General features: G+C 65.8%; 29 protein-coding genes and 1 pseudogene. All 30 read left to right on the top strand.

The annotated features are described in order from the left end of the window. A pseudogene (locus tag ABE505_RS06360) lies at positions 1-109 on the top strand (elongation factor Tu); the annotation flags it as partial. Between the two features lie 434 nt (positions 110-543). After that, positions 544-855, top strand: a complete 312-nt coding sequence (gene rpsJ, locus ABE505_RS06365) for a 30S ribosomal protein S10 (RefSeq protein WP_047137645.1) — start codon at positions 544-546, stop codon at positions 853-855. Positions 856-866: 11 nt separating this feature from the next. Then, positions 867-1,520: a 50S ribosomal protein L3 gene (rplC, locus tag ABE505_RS06370; protein ID WP_241945547.1), complete on the top strand. Its 654-nt coding sequence runs from the start codon at positions 867-869 to the stop codon at positions 1,518-1,520. An 11-nt stretch (positions 1,521-1,531) separates the two neighbouring features. Continuing rightward, a complete protein-coding gene (gene rplD / locus ABE505_RS06375) occupies positions 1,532-2,137 on the top strand; it encodes a 50S ribosomal protein L4 (protein ID WP_346443300.1) in 606 nt (201 codons plus the stop codon). Continuing rightward, positions 2,134-2,433 (top strand): 50S ribosomal protein L23, encoded by a 300-nt coding sequence (gene rplW / locus ABE505_RS06380; protein ID WP_183426252.1) that lies wholly within the window; start codon positions 2,134-2,136, stop codon positions 2,431-2,433. The genes rplD and rplW overlap by 4 nt, the downstream gene beginning before the upstream one ends. Before the next feature lie 10 nt (positions 2,434-2,443). Further along, entirely contained in the window at positions 2,444-3,271 is an 828-nt protein-coding gene (gene rplB, locus ABE505_RS06385) for a 50S ribosomal protein L2 (protein ID WP_047137641.1), read from the top strand. 6 nt (positions 3,272-3,277) lie between these two features. Then, a complete protein-coding gene (gene rpsS, locus ABE505_RS06390; protein ID WP_047137640.1) occupies positions 3,278-3,550 on the top strand; it encodes a 30S ribosomal protein S19 in 273 nt (90 codons plus the stop codon). A 10-nt stretch (positions 3,551-3,560) separates the two neighbouring features. After that, a complete protein-coding gene (gene rplV / locus ABE505_RS06395) occupies positions 3,561-3,953 on the top strand; it encodes a 50S ribosomal protein L22 (RefSeq protein WP_047137639.1) in 393 nt (130 codons plus the stop codon). Further along, positions 3,954-4,691 carry a 30S ribosomal protein S3 gene (gene rpsC / locus ABE505_RS06400; protein WP_047137638.1) on the top strand — a complete coding sequence of 246 codons (738 nt, stop codon included), beginning with the start codon at positions 3,954-3,956 and terminating at the stop codon, positions 4,689-4,691. It abuts the gene before it with no gap. A 2-nt stretch (positions 4,692-4,693) separates the two neighbouring features. After that, positions 4,694-5,107: a 50S ribosomal protein L16 gene (rplP, locus tag ABE505_RS06405; protein WP_183426251.1), complete on the top strand. Its 414-nt coding sequence runs from the start codon at positions 4,694-4,696 to the stop codon at positions 5,105-5,107. Continuing rightward, positions 5,107-5,295 carry a 50S ribosomal protein L29 gene (gene rpmC / locus ABE505_RS06410; RefSeq protein ID WP_047137636.1) on the top strand — a complete coding sequence of 63 codons (189 nt, stop codon included), beginning with the start codon at positions 5,107-5,109 and terminating at the stop codon, positions 5,293-5,295. Before rplP ends, rpmC begins: the two co-directional genes overlap by 1 nt. Before the next feature lie 10 nt (positions 5,296-5,305). Beyond that, on the top strand, positions 5,306-5,566 hold the full coding sequence (gene rpsQ / locus ABE505_RS06415) for a 30S ribosomal protein S17 (RefSeq protein WP_047137635.1): 261 nt from the start codon (positions 5,306-5,308) through the stop codon (positions 5,564-5,566). Positions 5,567-5,579: 13 nt separating this feature from the next. Then, complete coding sequence (gene rplN, locus ABE505_RS06420; protein ID WP_047137634.1) at positions 5,580-5,948, top strand: 50S ribosomal protein L14; 369 nt, start codon at positions 5,580-5,582, stop codon at positions 5,946-5,948. Positions 5,949-5,965: 17 nt separating this feature from the next. Continuing rightward, positions 5,966-6,283, top strand: a complete 318-nt coding sequence (rplX, locus tag ABE505_RS06425) for a 50S ribosomal protein L24 (protein ID WP_047137633.1) — start codon at positions 5,966-5,968, stop codon at positions 6,281-6,283. An 11-nt stretch (positions 6,284-6,294) separates the two neighbouring features. Beyond that, a complete protein-coding gene (gene rplE, locus ABE505_RS06430; protein WP_346443295.1) occupies positions 6,295-6,837 on the top strand; it encodes a 50S ribosomal protein L5 in 543 nt (180 codons plus the stop codon). 9 nt (positions 6,838-6,846) lie between these two features. Next, the gene (rpsN, locus tag ABE505_RS06435; protein ID WP_346443294.1) at positions 6,847-7,152 is read left to right on the top strand and encodes a 30S ribosomal protein S14; all 306 of its coding nucleotides are present in this window, start codon (positions 6,847-6,849) and stop codon (positions 7,150-7,152) included. Between the two features lie 144 nt (positions 7,153-7,296). Next, complete coding sequence (gene rpsH, locus ABE505_RS06440) at positions 7,297-7,692, top strand: 30S ribosomal protein S8 (RefSeq protein ID WP_183426249.1); 396 nt, start codon at positions 7,297-7,299, stop codon at positions 7,690-7,692. Positions 7,693-7,707: 15 nt separating this feature from the next. After that, complete coding sequence (gene rplF / locus ABE505_RS06445) at positions 7,708-8,235, top strand: 50S ribosomal protein L6 (RefSeq protein ID WP_183426248.1); 528 nt, start codon at positions 7,708-7,710, stop codon at positions 8,233-8,235. Positions 8,236-8,369: 134 nt separating this feature from the next. Then, the gene (gene rplR / locus ABE505_RS06450; protein WP_183426247.1) at positions 8,370-8,726 is read left to right on the top strand and encodes a 50S ribosomal protein L18; all 357 of its coding nucleotides are present in this window, start codon (positions 8,370-8,372) and stop codon (positions 8,724-8,726) included. Positions 8,727-8,891: 165 nt separating this feature from the next. Beyond that, a complete protein-coding gene (gene rpsE, locus ABE505_RS06455) occupies positions 8,892-9,431 on the top strand; it encodes a 30S ribosomal protein S5 (RefSeq protein WP_346443292.1) in 540 nt (179 codons plus the stop codon). Beyond that, positions 9,424-9,621 (top strand): 50S ribosomal protein L30, encoded by a 198-nt coding sequence (gene rpmD, locus ABE505_RS06460; RefSeq protein ID WP_346443290.1) that lies wholly within the window; start codon positions 9,424-9,426, stop codon positions 9,619-9,621. Before rpsE ends, rpmD begins: the two co-directional genes overlap by 8 nt. A gap of 4 nt (positions 9,622-9,625) precedes the next feature. Then, complete coding sequence (gene rplO, locus ABE505_RS06465; protein ID WP_183426245.1) at positions 9,626-10,060, top strand: 50S ribosomal protein L15; 435 nt, start codon at positions 9,626-9,628, stop codon at positions 10,058-10,060. 6 nt (positions 10,061-10,066) lie between these two features. Further along, positions 10,067-11,416, top strand: coding sequence for a preprotein translocase subunit SecY (gene secY / locus ABE505_RS06470; RefSeq protein ID WP_241945554.1), 1,350 nt, complete (start codon positions 10,067-10,069; stop codon positions 11,414-11,416). 477 nt (positions 11,417-11,893) lie between these two features. Continuing rightward, positions 11,894-12,250, top strand: a complete 357-nt coding sequence (gene rpsM / locus ABE505_RS06475; protein ID WP_346443288.1) for a 30S ribosomal protein S13 — start codon at positions 11,894-11,896, stop codon at positions 12,248-12,250. A 12-nt stretch (positions 12,251-12,262) separates the two neighbouring features. Next, positions 12,263-12,655, top strand: coding sequence for a 30S ribosomal protein S11 (rpsK, locus tag ABE505_RS06480; RefSeq protein WP_047137623.1), 393 nt, complete (start codon positions 12,263-12,265; stop codon positions 12,653-12,655). Positions 12,656-12,670: 15 nt separating this feature from the next. After that, a complete protein-coding gene (gene rpsD, locus ABE505_RS06485) occupies positions 12,671-13,303 on the top strand; it encodes a 30S ribosomal protein S4 (RefSeq protein ID WP_183426242.1) in 633 nt (210 codons plus the stop codon). A 55-nt stretch (positions 13,304-13,358) separates the two neighbouring features. Continuing rightward, on the top strand, positions 13,359-14,357 hold the full coding sequence (rpoA, locus tag ABE505_RS06490; protein ID WP_047137621.1) for a DNA-directed RNA polymerase subunit alpha: 999 nt from the start codon (positions 13,359-13,361) through the stop codon (positions 14,355-14,357). Positions 14,358-14,542: 185 nt separating this feature from the next. Then, complete coding sequence (gene rplQ, locus ABE505_RS06495) at positions 14,543-14,920, top strand: 50S ribosomal protein L17 (protein ID WP_346443287.1); 378 nt, start codon at positions 14,543-14,545, stop codon at positions 14,918-14,920. A gap of 175 nt (positions 14,921-15,095) precedes the next feature. After that, a complete protein-coding gene (locus ABE505_RS06500; RefSeq protein WP_346443285.1) occupies positions 15,096-15,620 on the top strand; it encodes a disulfide bond formation protein B in 525 nt (174 codons plus the stop codon). Positions 15,621-15,668: 48 nt separating this feature from the next. Continuing rightward, positions 15,669-17,063 (top strand): 3-deoxy-7-phosphoheptulonate synthase class II, encoded by a 1,395-nt coding sequence (locus tag ABE505_RS06505; protein WP_346443283.1) that lies wholly within the window; start codon positions 15,669-15,671, stop codon positions 17,061-17,063. The last annotated feature ends 218 nt before the right edge of the window (positions 17,064-17,281 follow it).

Genomic DNA, 17,281 nt, shown 5'->3' on the forward strand with positions numbered 1-17,281 from the left:
GGTGGTCACGCTGATCAACCCGGTGGCGATGGACGAAGGCCTGCGCTTCGCGATCCGCGAAGGCGGCCGGACCGTCGGCGCCGGTGTCGTGGCCAAGATCATCAAGTAAGCCGATAGCCCACGCGTTGGGCTCCGACGCACGCGAGCGGACCGGTCCTCCGGTCCGTTCCGCTTTTCGCAGGGCAGGGGCTTGCGCCGGCCCTGCGGTACCCGCTAGAATGCAAGACCCTCGCGGGTCGGCTGATCCACGCCAGCCCGCGACATTGCGAAATGAGGTGCAGGATGCCCTCGTCTTCGCCAGACACGGAAATGTCGCGAGGCTGCGCTCCACCCGTTCCGAAGGTCTTCGGAGCACGATGGGATGGAGCGGGTTATTGCGTCTGCAATTCCAGGTCTGGGCGGATCGGGCGACCGGTCTGCCTTTCGTTTTTCCAGGGAAAGGCCCCGGGGCGCGGGTGAATGCTCCGGTCAGCCACGATTTCACAGGGGTTCCGCGCACCCAGCCGCGGGCCCGTCGCTCTTTTAACGAAGGATATTTCCGTCATGACGGACCAAAAGATCCGGATCCGCCTCAAGGCGTTCGATCATCGTCTGATCGACCGTTCGGCCAGCGAGATCGTCGAAACCGCGAAGCGGACAGGCGCCCAGGTGCGCGGCCCCATCCCGCTGCCGACCAAGATCGAGCGTTACACCATCCTCACGTCGCCGCACGTCGATAAGGATGCGCGTGACCAGTACGAGACCCGCACGCACAAGCGCGTGCTCGATATCGTCGACCCCAACGACAAGACCGTGGACGCGCTGATGAAGCTCGAGCTCGCGGCTGGCGTCGACGTCCAGATCAAGCTGACCTGAGGGCCGCCACCATGACCGCGAAGATTCATTCGTTGGGCATCGTCGGCCGTAAGGCCGGCATGAGCCGCGTGTTCACCGAAGACGGCAAGTCCGTGCCGGTGACGCTGATCGAAGCCACCCCCAACCGTATCACCCAGGTGAAGACCCCCGAGACCGACGGCTACAGCGCCGTGCAGGTCACCGCCGGCAGCAAGCGTGCCGTGCTGGTCAACAAGCCCGAAACCGGTCACCTCGCCAAGGCGAAGGTCGAAGCCGGCCGTGGCCTGTGGGAGCTGCGCGTGGCCGACGACAAGATCGCCGACTTCAGCGTCGGCGGCGAGATTCGCGCCGACATCTTCGAAGTGGGCCAGCTCGTCGACGTCCAGGGCGTCACCAAGGGCAAGGGCTTCCAGGGCACGATCAAGCGCTGGAACTTCAAGATGGGCGACGCCACGCACGGTAACTCGCTGTCGCACCGCCAGCCCGGTTCGCTGGGCCAGCGCCAGACGCCGGGCCGCGTGTTCCCGGGCAAGAAGATGTCGGGCCACATGGGTGCCGACGTCCAGACGACGCAGCGCCTGCAGATCGTCAAGGTCGACGCCGAGCGCGGCCTGATCGCGGTCAAGGGCGCCGTGCCGGGCGCGCCGGGCGGCGACGTGATCGTGCGTCCGTCGAGCAAGGCATAAGGAGTAGCACGATGGAACTCGCAATCAACAACAGCAGCAGCAAGCTGTCGGTCTCCGACGCCGTGTTCGGCCGCGATTTCAGCGAGGATCTGGTTCACCAGGTCGTCGTCGCCTATCGCAACGCCGGCCGCGCCGGCACCAAGGCCCAGAAGACCCGTTCGGAAGTCAGCGGCACGACCAAGAAGTCGAAGAAGCAGAAGGGCGGCGGTGCACGTCACGGCGCCCTGACCGCTCCGATCTTCGTCGGCGGTGGTGTGACCTTCGCGGCTAAGCCGCGCAGCTTCGAGCAGAAGGTCAACCGCAAGATGTACCGCGCGGCGATGTCGGCGATCCTGTCCGAGCTCAACCGCCAGGGCCGTCTGACGATCGTCGAGACGTTCGACCTGACCGAGACCAAGACCAGCGGCATGATCGCCAAGCTCAAGGAATTCGACCTGGGCAAGCGTCCGCTGATCGTGACCGAAGACGCGTCCGAGCACCTGTACCTGTCGGCACGCAACCTGCCGTACGTCGAGATCCGCGACGTGCAGGGCCTGGATCCGGTCGCGCTGGTCGGCGCCGATTCCGTGCTGATCACCACCGATGCGGTGAAGAAGATCGAGGAGTGGCTGGCATGAACGACGCCAAGCTCTATGAAGTGATCCGTGCGCCGCGCGTGTCCGAGAAGACCGCGCGCCTGCAGGAACTGTCCAACCAGTACGCGTTCGAAGTGTCGACGGTCGCCACCAAGGCCGACATCAAGGCCGCGGTCGAGAAGCTGTTCGACGTCAAGGTCGAGGCGGTCAACGTCGTCAACGTGAAGGGCAAGAACAAGTCCTTCCGTCAGCGCCAGGGCAGCCGCGGCGACTGGCGCAAGGCCTACGTGAAGCTGGCCGATGGCCAGTCGATCGACGTCATGAACGCGAAGGTCTGAGGAACCCCCGATGCCATTGATGAAATTCAAGCCCACGTCCGCCGGTCGCCGCTCCGCGGTCCGCGTCGTGCACCCCGAGCTGCACAAGGGTGCGCCGCACGCCGCGCTGGTCGAGAAGAAGAGCAAGTCGGGTGGTCGCAACCACCACGGCCGGATCACCACCCGCCACATCGGCGGCGGTCACAAGCAGCACTACCGCATCGTTGACTTCAAGCGCGACAAGGAAGGCATTCCAGCGCGCGTGGAGCGCATCGAGTACGACCCCAACCGCACCGCGCACATCGCGCTGCTGGTGTACGTCGACGGTGAGCGCCGCTACATCATCGCCCCCAAGGGCCTGAAGGCCGGCGACCAGGTGATCGCGGGTTCCGACGCGCCGATCAAGACCGGCAACACGCTGCCGCTGCGCAACATCCCGGTCGGCTCGACGATCCACTGCATCGAGATGAAGCCCGGCAAGGGCGCGCAGATCGCGCGTGCCGCCGGTGCTGCCGTCCAGCTGATCGCCCGTGAAGGCGTCTACGCGACCGTGCGCCTGCGTTCGGGCGAAGTGCGTCGGGTGCCGTCGGAGTGCCGCGCCACGATCGGCGAGGTCAGCAACGACGAGCACAGCCTCGAGAAGCTCGGCAAGGCCGGCGCCAAGCGCTGGCGCGGCGTCAAGCCCACCGTCCGCGGTGCGGCGATGAACCCGGTCGACCATCCGCACGGCGGTGGTGAGGCCCGCGCCGGACAAGGCAACCCGCACCCGGTCACCCCGTGGGGCGTGCCGACCAAGGGTTACAAGACCCGCCATAACAAGCGGACGCAGCAGTTCATCGTGCGCGACCGTAGGAGCTGATAGACCATGGCACGTTCACTCAAGAAGGGTCCGTTCGTCGACCACCACCTCATCAAGAAGGTCGAGGCCGCCGGCACCAACACCAAGAAGCCGATCAAGACCTGGTCGCGCCGCTCGATGGTCCTGCCGGAAATGGTCGGCTTCACGATCGCCATCCACAACGGCAAGAACCACATTCCGGTGCTCGTCAACGAGAACATGGTTGGCCACAAGCTCGGCGAGTTCGCCCTGACCCGGACGTTCAAGGGTCACGGCGGCGACAAGAAGTCGGGCAGGTAAGGAGCGCACAATGGACAAGGCAACGAAAGCCCGCCTCGAAGAGCAGAAGCGCGCTCGCACCGAGGTCAACAAGCGCACCGCGATCCTGCGGACCGCGCGCATCTCGCCCCAGAAGGCCCGCCTGGTCGCCGACCAGGTCCGCGGTCTGCCGGTCGAGCGCGCCGTCGGCCTGCTGAAGTTCTCGGACAAGAAGGCCGCGCACCTGATCAAGAAGGTCGTCGAATCGGCCATCGCCAACGCCGAGAACAATGCCGGCGCCGATGTCGACGAGCTGAAGATCGCCACCATCACGGTCGACGAAGGTCCGACGCTGAAGCGCTTCATGGCGCGCGCAAAGGGACGCGGTACCCGCATCCTCAAGCGCACCAGCCACATCACCGTCGTCGTGGGAGAGGGCAAGTAAATGGGTCATAAAGTTCATCCCACCGGTATCCGCCTGGGCATCGCCAAGGACTGGAACTCCAAGTGGTACGCCGGCAAGAAGGAATACGCCGAGTACCTGGCCGCCGACCTGAAGGTCCGCGAGATGCTGCGCAAGCGCCTGGCGCAGGCCGGCATCAGCAAGATCCTGATCGAGCGTCCGGCCAAGACCGCGCGCGTGACGATCCACACCGCCCGTCCGGGCGTGGTGATCGGCAAGCGCGGCGAGGACATCGAGAAGCTGCGCAAGGACGTGAGCCAGATGATGGGCGTTCCGGCGCACATCAACGTGACCGAGGTCCGCAAGCCGGAGCTCGACGCGCAGCTGGTCGCCGAGTCGATCGCGCAGCAGCTCGAGCGCCGCATCATGTTCCGTCGCGCGATGAAGCGTGCGGTCGGCAATGCGATGCGCCTGGGTGCGCTGGGCATCAAGGTCAACGTCGCCGGCCGCCTCAACGGCGCCGAGATCGCACGTTCGGAGTGGTACCGCGAAGGTCGCGTGCCGCTGCACACGCTGCGCGCCGACGTCGACTACGGCTTCGCCGAGGCCAAGACGACCTACGGGATCATCGGCATCAAGACCTGGATCTACAAGGGCGAGATCTTCGATTTCTCCCAGGTCGGCCAGGAGAAGCAGGACGACACGCCGCGCGGCGAGCGTGGTGACCGCGGAGACCGCGAGCGCCGTGGTCCGCGTCGTGAACGCGAGGCGAGGGACTAATCATGCTGCAACCCAAGCGAACCAAATACCGCAAGATGCACAAGGGCCGTAACGAAGGCCTGTCGTGGAGCGGCAACGCCGTCAGCTTCGGCGAGTACGGCCTGCGGGCCACCGCGACCGGCCAGCTGACCGCGCGTCAGATCGAAGCCGGTCGCCGGACCATCAGCCGTCACGTCAAGCGCGGCGGCAAGATGTGGATCCGCGTGTTCCCGGACAAGCCGATCACCAAGAAGCCGATCGAAGTCCGAATGGGCTCGGGCAAGGGCGGCGTGGAGTACTGGGTCGCCCAGATCCAGCCCGGCCGCATGATCTACGAGATCGAGGGCGTCGAGGAGACGGTGGCACGCGAAGCGTTCCGCCTGGCTGCCGCCAAGCTTTCGGTCACCACCCAATTCGTGACCCGGACGGTGCGCTGATGGCTACGACCAAGGAACTCCGCGAGAAGTCGGCAGAAGAGCTGCAGTCGCATCTGCTCGAGCTGCACAAGGAGCGTTTCTCGCTCCGCATGCAGAAGGCGACCGGTCAGCTGACCAAGACGCACGAAGCCCGTCGGGTGCGCCGCGAGATTGCGCGCGTCAACACCCTGATCGGCCAGAAGAAGTAAGGACCCGACCATGAATACCGAGAAGAAGCAGCGCACGGTCCAGGGCCGCGTGGTCAGCAACAAGATGGACAAGACCGTCACGGTGCTGGTCGAGCGTCAGGTCAAGCACGCCCTGTACGGCAAGTACATCAAGCGTTCGACCAAGCTCCACGCCCACGACGCCGAGAACGCCTGCCAGGAAGGCGATCTGGTGAAGGTCGTCGAGATCGCGCCGATGTCCAAGACCAAGAACTGGCGCGTGACGGAAATCGTCGCGCGCGCGGCCGAATAACGAGGAGCTCGAAATGATCCAGATGCAGAGCCACCTCGATGTGGCCGACAACAGCGGTGCCAAGGAAGTGATGTGCATCAAGGTGCTCGGCGGCTCCAAGCGCCGCTACGCCGCGATTGGCGACATCATCAAGGTGTCCGTGAAGGAAGCGATTCCGCGCGGCAAGGTCAAGAAAGGCGAAGTCTACGACGCCGTCGTGGTGCGTACCCGCAAGGGTGTGCGCCGTCCCGACGGTTCGCTGATCCGCTTCGATGGCAACGCCGCGGTGTTGCTCAACAACAAGCAGGAGCCGATCGGCACCCGCATCTTCGGGCCCGTGACCCGTGAGCTTCGTTCCGAGAAGTTCATGAAGATCGTGTCGCTCGCTCCCGAAGTGCTCTGAGCGGAGAGAACACGAACATGGCCAATCGAATCAAGAAGGGCGACCACGTCATCGTGATCGCCGGCAAGGACAAGGGCAAGCGCGGCGATGTGGTGCGCGTGGTCGGCGACAAGGTCGTCGTCTCCAACGTCAACCTCGTCAAGCGTCACACCAAGCCCAATCCGCAAGCCGGCCAGGCCGGTGGCGTGATCGAGCGCGAAGCTCCGATCCACGCTTCGAACGTGATGCCGTTCAACCCTGCCACCGGCAAGGGCGAGCGCATCGGAACCAAGAAGCTCGAGGATGGACGCACGCTGCGCGTGTTCCGCTCGAGCGGTGAGGCGCTCGACGCCTGAGGATGCTCAAAATGACGACCCGTCTGGAACAGTTCTACAAGGATGAAGTGGTGCCGAAGCTCATGGAGCAGTTCGGTTACGACAACATCATGCAGGTCCCGCGCCTGACCAAGATCACGCTCAACATGGGCGTGGGCGAAGCGGCCGCGAACAAGAAGGTGCTCGAGAACGCCACTGCCGACATGGCCAAGATCAGCGGCCAGAAGCCGCTGGTGACCAAGTCGCGCGTGTCGGTCGCCTCGTTCAAGATCCGCGACGGCTGGCCGATCGGCTGCAAGGTCACGCTGCGCCGCAACCGGATGTACGAGTTTCTCGACCGTCTGGTGAACGTCTCGCTGCCGCGCGTGCGCGACTTCCGTGGCGTGTCCGGCCGTTCGTTCGACGGCCGCGGCAACTACAACATGGGCGTGAAGGAACAGATCATCTTCCCGGAAATCGACTTCGACCAGGTCGACGCGATCCGCGGCATGGATATCGCCATCACCACCACCGCACGCACCAACGAAGAAGCCAAGGCACTGCTCGAAGCCTTCCGCTTCCCGTTCCGCAACTGAGGAAAGCACATGGCAAAGACGTCCATGGTCAACCGCGAGGTCAAGCGGACCAAGCTGGCTAAGCAGCATGCCGAGAAGCGTGCGGCGCTGAAGAAGATCATCAGCAGCCAGACCGCGAGCTACGAGGAGAAGATCGAGGCCGCGACCAAGCTGCAGAAGCTGCCGCGCGACTCCTCGCCCTCGCGCCAGGTCAACCGTTGCGCCCTCACGGGCCGCCCGCGTGGCGTGTACAGCAAGTTCGGCCTGGGCCGCAACAAGCTGCGCGAAGCCACGATGCGCGGCGACGTGCCGGGCCTGCGCAAGGCCAGCTGGTAATCGAGCGGGCGGGGTACGGGTCTGGCGTTCCGGCGCCGGGCCTGTACAATACCGCCCCTCACGCTGTACCCCGGCCGGGCCACCGGTCGGTTCAAAACTAGAATTCGCGAAAGCGGATATCGGTGCACTCAGAAGGTAATCATCATGAGCATGACTGATCCCATCGCCGACATGCTGGTCCGCATCAAGAATGCGGCAGCGGTCGGCAAGCAGACGGTGAAGATGCCGTCGTCCAAGATCAAGGTCGCCATTGCCACCGTCCTCAAGGACGAGGGGTACATTGGCGATTTCCGCGTGACCGAGAACGGCGCCAAAGCCGAGCTCGAGATCGTCCTCAAGTACTACGAAGGCCGCCCGGTGATCGAGCGCCTGCAGCGCTTCTCGCGTTCGGGCCTGCGTCAGTACCGCGGCAAGGATGCGCTGCCCAAGGTCCTCAACGGGCTCGGCATCGCCATCATCTCCACGTCGAAGGGCATCATGACCGATGCGCAGGCGCGCCAGCAGGGCGTCGGCGGTGAAGTCCTGTGCTTCGTGGCCTAAGGGAGTAAGCGCACAATGTCCCGCGTCGCCAAGAAGCCCATCGCCCTGCCCAAGGGCGTCGAACTCAACATCCAGCCCGAGCTGGTCAGCGTCAAGGGCCCGAAGGGCACACTGTCGCTCGCCAAGCCGGCGTCCATCGAGGTCAAGGTCGAAGACGGCACTGCGCTGCTGTCGGCCGCCGACCCGTCGCAGATCGCCCTGACCGGGACCCTGCGCGCGATCGTCGCCAACATGGTCCACGGCGTGTCCGAAGGTTTCGAGCGCAAGCTCGAGCTCGTCGGCGTCGGTTACCGTGCCGCGGTCCAGGGCAAGGACCTGAACCTCTCGCTCGGGTTCTCGCATCCGGTCGTGTTCCAGGCGCCCGAAGGCATCACCCTCAGCACCCCCACCCAGACCGAGATCCTGGTCCAGGGCGCGGACAAGCAGATGGTCGGCCAGGTCGCGGCGAAGATCCGCGGATTCCGTCCGCCGGAGCCCTACAAGGGCAAGGGTGTGAAGTACTCCGACGAAACCATCATCCGTAAGGAAGCCAAGAAGGCGTAAAGGCCGGGAATCGGGATGGGAAAATCCGGCTGCACGCCAGGCACCGTCAGGTGCGCGCCTGCCCCGCCGCGTTTTCCCACGCCCCAAGCCCGACTTCTGTGTCCAGGCCGATCCGCTTCCACGAGGTCACCATCATGAGCATCAAGAACACCGCCCGCCTGCGTCGCGCCAAGTCGACCCGTGCGCGCATCCGCGAACTGGGCGTGCCGCGCCTGTCGGTGCTGCGCACCGGCCAGCACATCTACGCCCAGCTGTTCAATTCGGACGGCTCGAAGGTCCTGGCTTCGGCCAGCACGACCCAGAGCGATGTCCGCGAGGGTCTGAAGAACGGCAAGAACGCCGACGCCGCAGCCAAGGTCGGCCGCGCCATCGCCGAGAAGGCCAAGGCTGCGGGCATCGAGCGCGTCGCGTTCGATCGTTCGGGCTACCGCTACCACGGTCGCATCAAGGCACTGGCCGATGCTGCGCGCGAGGGCGGCCTGCAGTTCTGATCCAAGCTGTCGGCGCCGCGCCTGATGCGCGGCGTCGCCTGACGCGCCGGCACGCGATGTGTCGGACGCCCGCGGCCTTCTGTGCCGCGTCCGCGTTCCACCGCACCAGACCACAACGCCAAGCGGCCTAAGCCGTACATCATTTCTCCAATACAGGCATCCAAGATGGCAAACGAAAGGGATAACCGCGGGCGCGACCGTAATCGCGACCGCGAAGAGCTCGACGACGGCATGATCGAGAAGCTGATCACGGTCAACCGCGTCAGCAAGACCGTCAAGGGCGGTCGCCAGTTCACGTTCACCGCGCTGACGGTCGTCGGCGACGGCAACGGCAAGGTCGGTTTTGGCTACGGCAAGGCGCGCGAAGTGCCGGTCGCGATCCAGAAGTCGATGGAGCAGGCCCGCAAGAACCAGAAGTCGGTCGATCTCAACGGCAGCACGCTGTGGCACACGGTCAAGTCGCGCCACGGTGCGGCGAACGTGTTCATGCAGCCTGCCTCCGAGGGTACCGGCGTGATCGCCGGTGGCGCGATGCGCGCCGTGCTCGAGGCGGTCGGCGTGAAGGACGTGCTGGCCAAGGCGGTGGGTTCGCGCAATCCGATCAACCTGGTGCGCGCGACGATCCGCGGCCTGTCGGAGATGCATTCGCCGGCGCAGATCGCGGCCAAGCGCGGCAAGAAGCTGGAGGACATCACCCATGGCTAAGAACGAAGCCGCTGGCGGCACCGTCAAGGTGCGCCTGGTGAAGGGTCTGCGCGGCTCGCAGGCCAAGCACCGTCTGTCGGTCAAGGCGCTGGGCCTGAGCAAGCTCAACGACGTGCGCGAACTGAAGGACAGCCCGCAGGTCCGTGGCCTGATCAACAAGGTCCACTATCTGGTTCGGGTCGAGGAGTAATCACATGAAGCTCAACACTCTCAAGCCCGCACCGGGCGCCCGCACCGAGCGCACCCGCGTCGGTCGCGGTATCGGCTCGGGCCTCGGCAAGACCGCCGGCCGCGGCCACAAGGGTTCGTTCGCGCGTTCGGGCAAGGGCAAGATCAAGGCCGGCTTCGAAGGCGGCCAGATGCCGCTGCGCAAGCGCCTGCCGAAGGTCGGCTTCCGTTCGCGCCTGAAGAACGACACCGCCGAGGTCTTCCTGTACCAGCTCGAAAAGCTCGAAGGTACGGTCGATTTCGCCGCGCTGCGTGCCGCCAAGCTGGTGCCGGCGACCGCCAAGCGCGCCAAGATCGTCAAGAACGGCGAGATCGGCAAGGCGCTGACCTTCAAGGGCCTGCTGGCCACCGCTGGCGCCCGTGCGGCGATCGAAGCGGCTGGCGGCAAGGTCGAGGAGTAATCGCCGATGTCGCGGAGCGGCAGCGCAATGGGCGGGGTTGGCGCCGGGCTCGGTAAGTTCACCGAGCTCCGCCAGCGCCTGCTGTTCGTGCTCGGGGCCCTGATCGTCTATCGCATCGGGTGCTTCATCCCGGTCCCGGGCGTCAATCCCGAGGCCATGCTGCAGCTGATGGAGCAGCAGGAAGGCACGATCGTGGACATGTTCAACATGTTCTCCGGTGGTGCGCTGTCGCGCTTCAGCCTGTTCGCGCTGAACGTGATCCCGTACATCTCCGCGTCCATCGTCATGCAGCTGCTGGTGCAGGTGGTGCCGAGCCTGAAGGCCATCCAGAAGGAAGGCGAGTCGGGCCGTCGCCGCATCACCCAGTGGTCGCGCATCGGCGCAATCCCGCTGGCGATCTTCCAGTCGGCGGGTATTGCGGTGGCGTTGCAGAGCTCGGGCGCCAACAACGGCATCCCGGTCGTCTACTCCCCGGGCATGGGCTTTGTGCTGACCGCGATCGTCGCGCTCACCGCCGGCACCATGTTCCTGGTCTGGCTGGGCGAGCAGGTCACCGAGCGCGGTATCGGCAACGGCGTGTCGCTGATCATCTTCGCGGGCATCGTTGCCGGCCTGCCGGGTGCGGTGTTCGGCACGATCGAGTCGCTGCGCAATGGCGACATGAGCCCGATCGCGGCGATCCTGCTGGTGGCGGTCGTGCTGGCGGCGACGTTCTTCGTGGTGTTCGTCGAGCGTGGCCAGCGCCGGATCACGGTCAACTACGCGCGCCGCCAGGGCGGTCGCAATGCGTATATGAACCAGACCTCGTTCCTGCCGCTCAAGCTGAACATGGCGGGCGTGATCCCGGCGATCTTCGCCTCCTCGATCATCATGTTCCCGGCGACGGTTTCGACCTGGTTCGGCGAGGCGGGCTCGGCGACCTGGCTGCAGCGCCTGGCGCAGGCGATGTCGCCCGGCGAGCCGCTGTACGTGCTGCTGTTCGGCGGCCTGATCGCCGGTTTCGCGTTCTTCTATACCGCGCTGGTGTTCAACTCGCAGGAAACGGCCGACAACCTGAAGAAGTCCGGTGCGTTGATTCCTGGGATCCGACCGGGCAAGGCGACGGCCGACTACATCGACGGCGTGTTGACCCGTTTGACCGCGGTCGGCGCGGCCTATCTGGTACTGGTCTGTCTGCTGCCGGAGTTCATGCGCGCCGAGTTCGGCAGTTCATTCCACTTCGGCGGGACGTCGCTGCTGATCGTCGTGGTCGTGGTGATGGATTTCATCGCCCAGGTCCAGTCGCATCTGATGTCGCACCAGTACGAAAGCCTGCTCAAGAAGGCCAACCTCAAGGGCGGCTCGCGCCCCCGTTGAGGTCTGGAAGTCCGGTGTCGCCCCGCAGGCTGGGGCGGCATGGGACCCCGGCCCCGCCGCCTGCGTGCGGTGGGCGCCGGTTGGTGGTATGCTGCTTGGCTGCCGCCGGCGCTTCGTGCGCTGGCACAGATTCTTCGCGGTCCGGGACTCTCCCCGGCATCGCACGTCTCGCCCGGCAGGGCGGGGCACGGGTTCCGGACACACGCGCCGGGACCCAGGATGGGCGACTCGCGCGGCGGTCTCGGGCGCGAGTGGTGCAGGGTGATCCGCACGCCAGAGTAGCGCGCGGGGCAGTTCGGGGAGTCGTCCCCGGTTGCCGCCCCGGTACCGTCGCCGGAGCATGGGCACACTCCCCATGCCGGGTCGAGCCGCTGTGTCGGGGCACGACTTCAAGAAGGTCCGAGGCCTTGCTATCATTTCATGTTCCCTTTTGTCGGGATTGAACCCCCGGCAGCCCCAACAGTTGGAGATCCGCGCATGGCGCGTATTGCAGGCGTGAACCTGCCTGCCCAGAAGCATGTCTGGGTCGGGCTTCAGAGCATCTACGGCATCGGCCGTACCCGGTCGAAGAAGGTCTGCGAATCCGCGGGCGTCGAGGCCACCACCAAGATCCGCGACCTGTCGGAGCCGGAAGTCGAGCGCCTGCGCGCCGAGGTCGGCAAGTACGTGGTCGAGGGCGATCTGCGTCGTGAGATCGGTATCGCGATCAAGCGTCTGATGGACCTGTCGTGCTACCGCGGCCTGCGCCATCGTCGCGGCCTGCCGCTGCGCGGCCAGCGCACCCGGACCAATGCCCGTACCCGCAAGGGTCCGCGCAAGGCCATCAAGAAGTAAGGAATCCTATTCATGGCCAAGCCCTCCGCAACCAAGACCAAGAAGAAGATCAAGCGCGTCGTCACTGACGGCATCGCGCATGTCCACGCTTCGTTCAACAACACGATCGTCACGATCACCGACCGCCAGGGCAACGCGCTCTCGTGGGCGACCTCCGGCGGTGCCGGCTTCCGCGGTTCGCGCAAGTCGACCCCGTTCGCAGCCCAGGTGGCTGCCGAGAAGGCCGGCAAGGCCGCGCTCGACTACGGCGTCAAGTCGCTGGAAGTTCGCATCAAGGGCCCGGGTCCGGGTCGTGAGTCGGCCGTGCGTTCGCTCAACAACGTGGGCTACAAGATCATCAACATCATCGACGTGACGCCAATCCCGCACAACGGGTGCCGTCCGCCGAAGAAGCGTCGCGTCTAAAGGAGCGATCAAGAAATGGCTCGTTATATCGGTCCTACCTGTAAGCTCGCGCGCCGCGAAGGCGCCGACCTGTCGCTCAAGAGCCCGACGCGTGCGTTGGATTCCAAGTGCAAGCTCGAGCAGAAGCCCGGCCAGCACGGCGCCGGCAACACCCGTCGCGGCAAGCTGTCCGACTACGCCACCCAGCTGCGCGAGAAGCAGAAGGTCAAGCGCATCTACGGCCTGCTGGAGCGTCAGTTCCGCAACTACTACAAGAAGGCCTCGACCAAGAAGGGCAACACGGGTGAAAACCTGCTGCAGCTCCTCGAGACCCGCCTGGACAATGTCGTCTACCGCATGGGCTTCGCCGTCACCCGCCCGGCCGCGCGCCAGCTGGTGTCGCACCGCGGCGTCACCGTCAACGGCCAGCCGGTCAATCTGCCGTCGTACCAGGTCAAGGCCGGCGACGCGATCGCGCTGTCGGAGAAGGCCCAGAAGCAGCTCCGCGTCCAGGAAGCACTGACGGTGTCCTCGTCGATGGACCTGTCGCCGTCGTGGGTCGAGGTCGACTCGAAGAAGTTCAGCGGCGTGTTCAAGGCCGTGCCGGACCGTGGCGACCTGCCGGCAGACATCAACGAAGCGCTGATCGTCGAGCTGTACTCGAAGTAATTCATTCAGGCCTCCGCGCCCCCCGGCGCGGACGGTCTCCAGGAGACACACAAACATGACGGCTACCGCCAACCAGGTACTGCGTCCCCGTGGCCCGCAGATCGAACGCCTTGCCGGCAACCGTGCAAAGGTCGTGATCGAGCCGCTGGAGCGCGGTTACGGGCACACGCTGGGCAACGCCCTGCGTCGCGTGCTGCTGTCGTCGATTCCGGGCTTCGCGATCACCGAAGTCGAGATCGACGGCGTGCTGCACGAGTACAGCACCATCGAGGGCCTGCAGGAGGACGTGCTCGAAGTCCTGTTGAACCTGAAGGACGTCGCGATCCGCATGGGCACCGGCGAGAGCGCGACGCTGTCGCTGTCGAAGTCGGGCCCGGGTGTGGTGACCGCCGCCGACATCAAGACCGACCACAACGTCGAGATCCTCAACGGCGAGCACGTGATCTGCCATCTGACCAAGGATGCGTCGATCAACATGCGCCTGAAGATCGAGCGCGGTTTCGGCTACCAGCCGGCCGCCGCCCGTCGTCGTCCCGACGAGGAGACCCGCGCGATCGGTCGCCTGATGCTCGATGCGTCGTTCTCGCCGGTCCGCCGCGTCGCCTATGAGGTCGAGGCCGCCCGCGTCGAGCAGCGCACCGACCTCGACAAGCTGGTCATCGACATCGAGACCAACGGCACGATCGATGCCGAGGAAGCCGTGCGCACCGCCGCCGACATCCTCACCGAGCAGCTGTCGGTGTTCGGCGACTTCACGCACCGCGACCGCGGTGCCGCCAAGCCGCAGACCCCGGGAGTCGATCCGATCCTGCTGCGCCCGATCGACGATCTGGAGCTGACGGTGCGTTCGGCCAACTGCCTCAAGGCCGAGAGCATCTACTACATCGGCGACCTGATCCAGAAGACCGAGGTCGAGCTGCTCAAGACGCCGAACCTGGGCAAGAAGTCGCTCACCGAGATCAAGGAAGTGCTCGCGCAGCGCGGCCTAGCCCTGGGCATGAAGCTCGAGAACTGGCCGCCGGCCGGCGTCTCCAGCCACGGCATGCTTGGCTGATGCAACACGCGAAAAGGCGCGTCCTCGAAGGACGCGCCTTTTCGCACATCGCCAGACGGGCTTCGAGGCCCGCGGCGATCGCCGGTGACGGATTGCCGGCTTCGGACCATCCGCAGTCCAAGTCACAACGCCAGGATGGCGACAACGATGTCCAACGACCCACCATTCACTGAAGGATCCATCCCATGCGCCACCAGAAAGCCGGTCGCAAGTTCAACCGCACCAGCGCCCATCGCGAAGCGATGTTCCGCAACATGGCCGCCTCGTTGATCAAGAACGAGCTGATCAAGACCACGCTGCCCAAGGCCAAGGAACTGCGTCGCGTTGCAGAGCCGCTGATCACGCTGGCCAAGGTCGACGGCGTCGGCAACCGCCGCCTCGCGTTCGCGCGTCTGCGCGACAAGGAAGCGGTCGGCACCCTGTTCACGACCCTTGGCCCGCGCTACCAGTCGCGTCCGGGTGGCTACCTGCGCATCCTGAAGGCGGGCTTCCGCGCCGGCGACAACGCGCCGATGGCCTACGTCGAGCTGGTCGATCGCCCGCAGGCCGACGCCGCCGAGTAAGGCTGGCCGATCGGGCATCGCCCGGTCCTTGCCGTTTGGAAAGCCCCGGCCATGCCGGGGTTTTCTGCGTTTTGGGCGCGCTCGCGCGGCGACGGCCCGTCGCTTTGCGCAGCAGGCCTTTGGCTTTCGCCGCTGCGGCGAGATAATCGCCGACGTCCCTTCCTGGCCCATCTCCATGAATCCACTGCGCTGGTCGTTCCGCACCCTGATGCTCGCCGGCGGTGTCGCCTGCTTTGCGCTGATCGGCTTTGCGATCTACTCGCAGCTGCAGTGGGGATTGCAGCCGTGTCCGTTATGCATCTTCCAGCGCATCGCGTTCGCGGCGCTGGGCCTGGTGCTGCTGGTCGCCGGGGCGCATGCGCCCAAGGGGCAGGGCGGACGCCGCATCTACGGCCTGCTGGGCCTGGCGGCGGCCGCGGTCGGTATCGGCATCGCCGGGCGCCATGTCTGGCTGCAGATGCATCCGCCGGGCTTCGTGACCTGCGGTGCGCCGTTCGCCTTCATGCGCCAGACCATGGACACGCCGACGCTGATCCAGAAAGTGCTGACCGGCAGCGGCGATTGCGGCACGATCGACTGGACGTTCCTCGGTCTGTCGATGCCCGCCTGGAGCCTGCTGTGGTTCGTATTGCTGGGTGCGGTCGCGGTGTATGCCGCATGGCGCCCGCGCCGCGGCGCCCATGCGCGCGGCCGAAATTGACGCGGCGCAGCAAACTGCGATGATGTGCGCTCGCACGAGGATGTTCCCATGCCCGCTTCCGCCGAACGCAGCCTGCGCCCTGTGACCCTGCCCGACGAATGGGCCCCCGAAAGCTGGCGCAGCCGTCCCGCTGCGCAGCTGCCCGTTTATCCCGATGCCGAGGCGCTGGGCGAAGTGCAGGCCGAACTGCGGGCGTTGCCACCGCTGGTGACCTCCTGGGAGATCCTGAGCCTGAAGCAGCAGTTGGCCGAAGCGCAGGACGGCCAGCGCTTCGTGCTGCAGGGGGGCGATTGCGCCGAGCACTTCGGCGACTGCACCTCGGAGATCATCTCCAACCGCCTGAAGGTGCTGCTGCAGATGAGTCTGGTGCTCGTGCACGGGATGCGTCTGCCGGTGGTGCGGGTCGGGCGGTTCGCGGGCCAGTACGCCAAACCGCGCTCGGCCGATACCGAGGTGCGCGATGGCGTCGCCCTGCCGAGCTATCGCGGCGACGTGGTCAACGCGCCGGCATTCACCGCGCAGGCGCGCACGCCCGATCCGCGCCGCATGATCAAGGCGCATGCGCGCTCGGCGATGACCATGAACTTCGTTCGCTCGTTGATCGACGGCGGTTTCGCCGACCTGCATCACCCCGAGTACTGGGGGCTGGATTGGGTGGGGCATTCGCCGCTGGCCGAGGAGTACCAGCGCATGGTCTCGGGGCTGGGCGATGCGGTGCGTTTCATGGAAACGCTGGCCGGTACCCAGGTGCACACGCTCAAGCGCGTCGATTTCTACACCTCGCACGAAGCGCTGCTGCTGCCCTACGAGGAGGCGCAGACGCGCCAGGTCCCGCGCCAGCGGGGCTGGTTCAATCTCAGCACGCATTTTCCGTGGATCGGCGTGCGCACCGCAGCGCTCGACGGCGCGCACGTCGAGTACTTCCGCGGTTTGCGCAATCCGATCGGGGTCAAGGTCGGCCCGACCTCGACGCCGGACGAGCTGTTGCGCCTGATCGACCTGCTCAATCCCGACGACGAGCCGGGGCGCCTGAGCCTGATCCACCGCATGGGCGCGACCAAGATCGCCGAGCGCTTGCCGGCGTTGCTGGACGCGGTCCAGCGCTCCGGCCGCCGCGTGCTGTGGATCTGCGACCCGATGCACGGCAATACCGAGTCGACCCGCAACGGCTTCAAGACCCGGCGGTTCGACAACATCCGCAGCGAGATCGAGCAGGCGTTCGATCTGCACGCCGCGGCCGGCACCCGCTTGGGCGGCGTGCATCTGGAGTTGACCGGTGAGGACGTCACCGAGTGCATGGGCGGTGCGCGTGCGCTGACCGAGATCGATCTGGAGCGCGCCTACAAGAGCCAGGTCGATCCGAGACTCAACTACGAGCAGGCGTTGGAGACGGCGATGCTGATCGTGCGCAAGCGCGCACAGGTCGGCCGCGCGGTGGGGTGAGTCGCGTTGGCGGCTGCGTGAGTGCAGTATCCGCGTAGAGCGGCATCCCTAAAGGAGAGGCGGTTGCCGTCCGAAGAGCACCTCGGGCGTCATCGTCAGTCGCCCTGAGGGGGGCGTGCTCAATGACGAGAAATCGGATTCGACTTCGACGAAGTCGTAGACACTCGCGGCGACTGCCGACCAGCAGGCTCGGCTCCGGACGGGCATCGGCCTGCCGG

The organism is Luteimonas sp. TWI382, assembly GCF_039674545.1.
GTDB lineage: Bacteria > Pseudomonadota > Gammaproteobacteria > Xanthomonadales > Xanthomonadaceae > Luteimonas.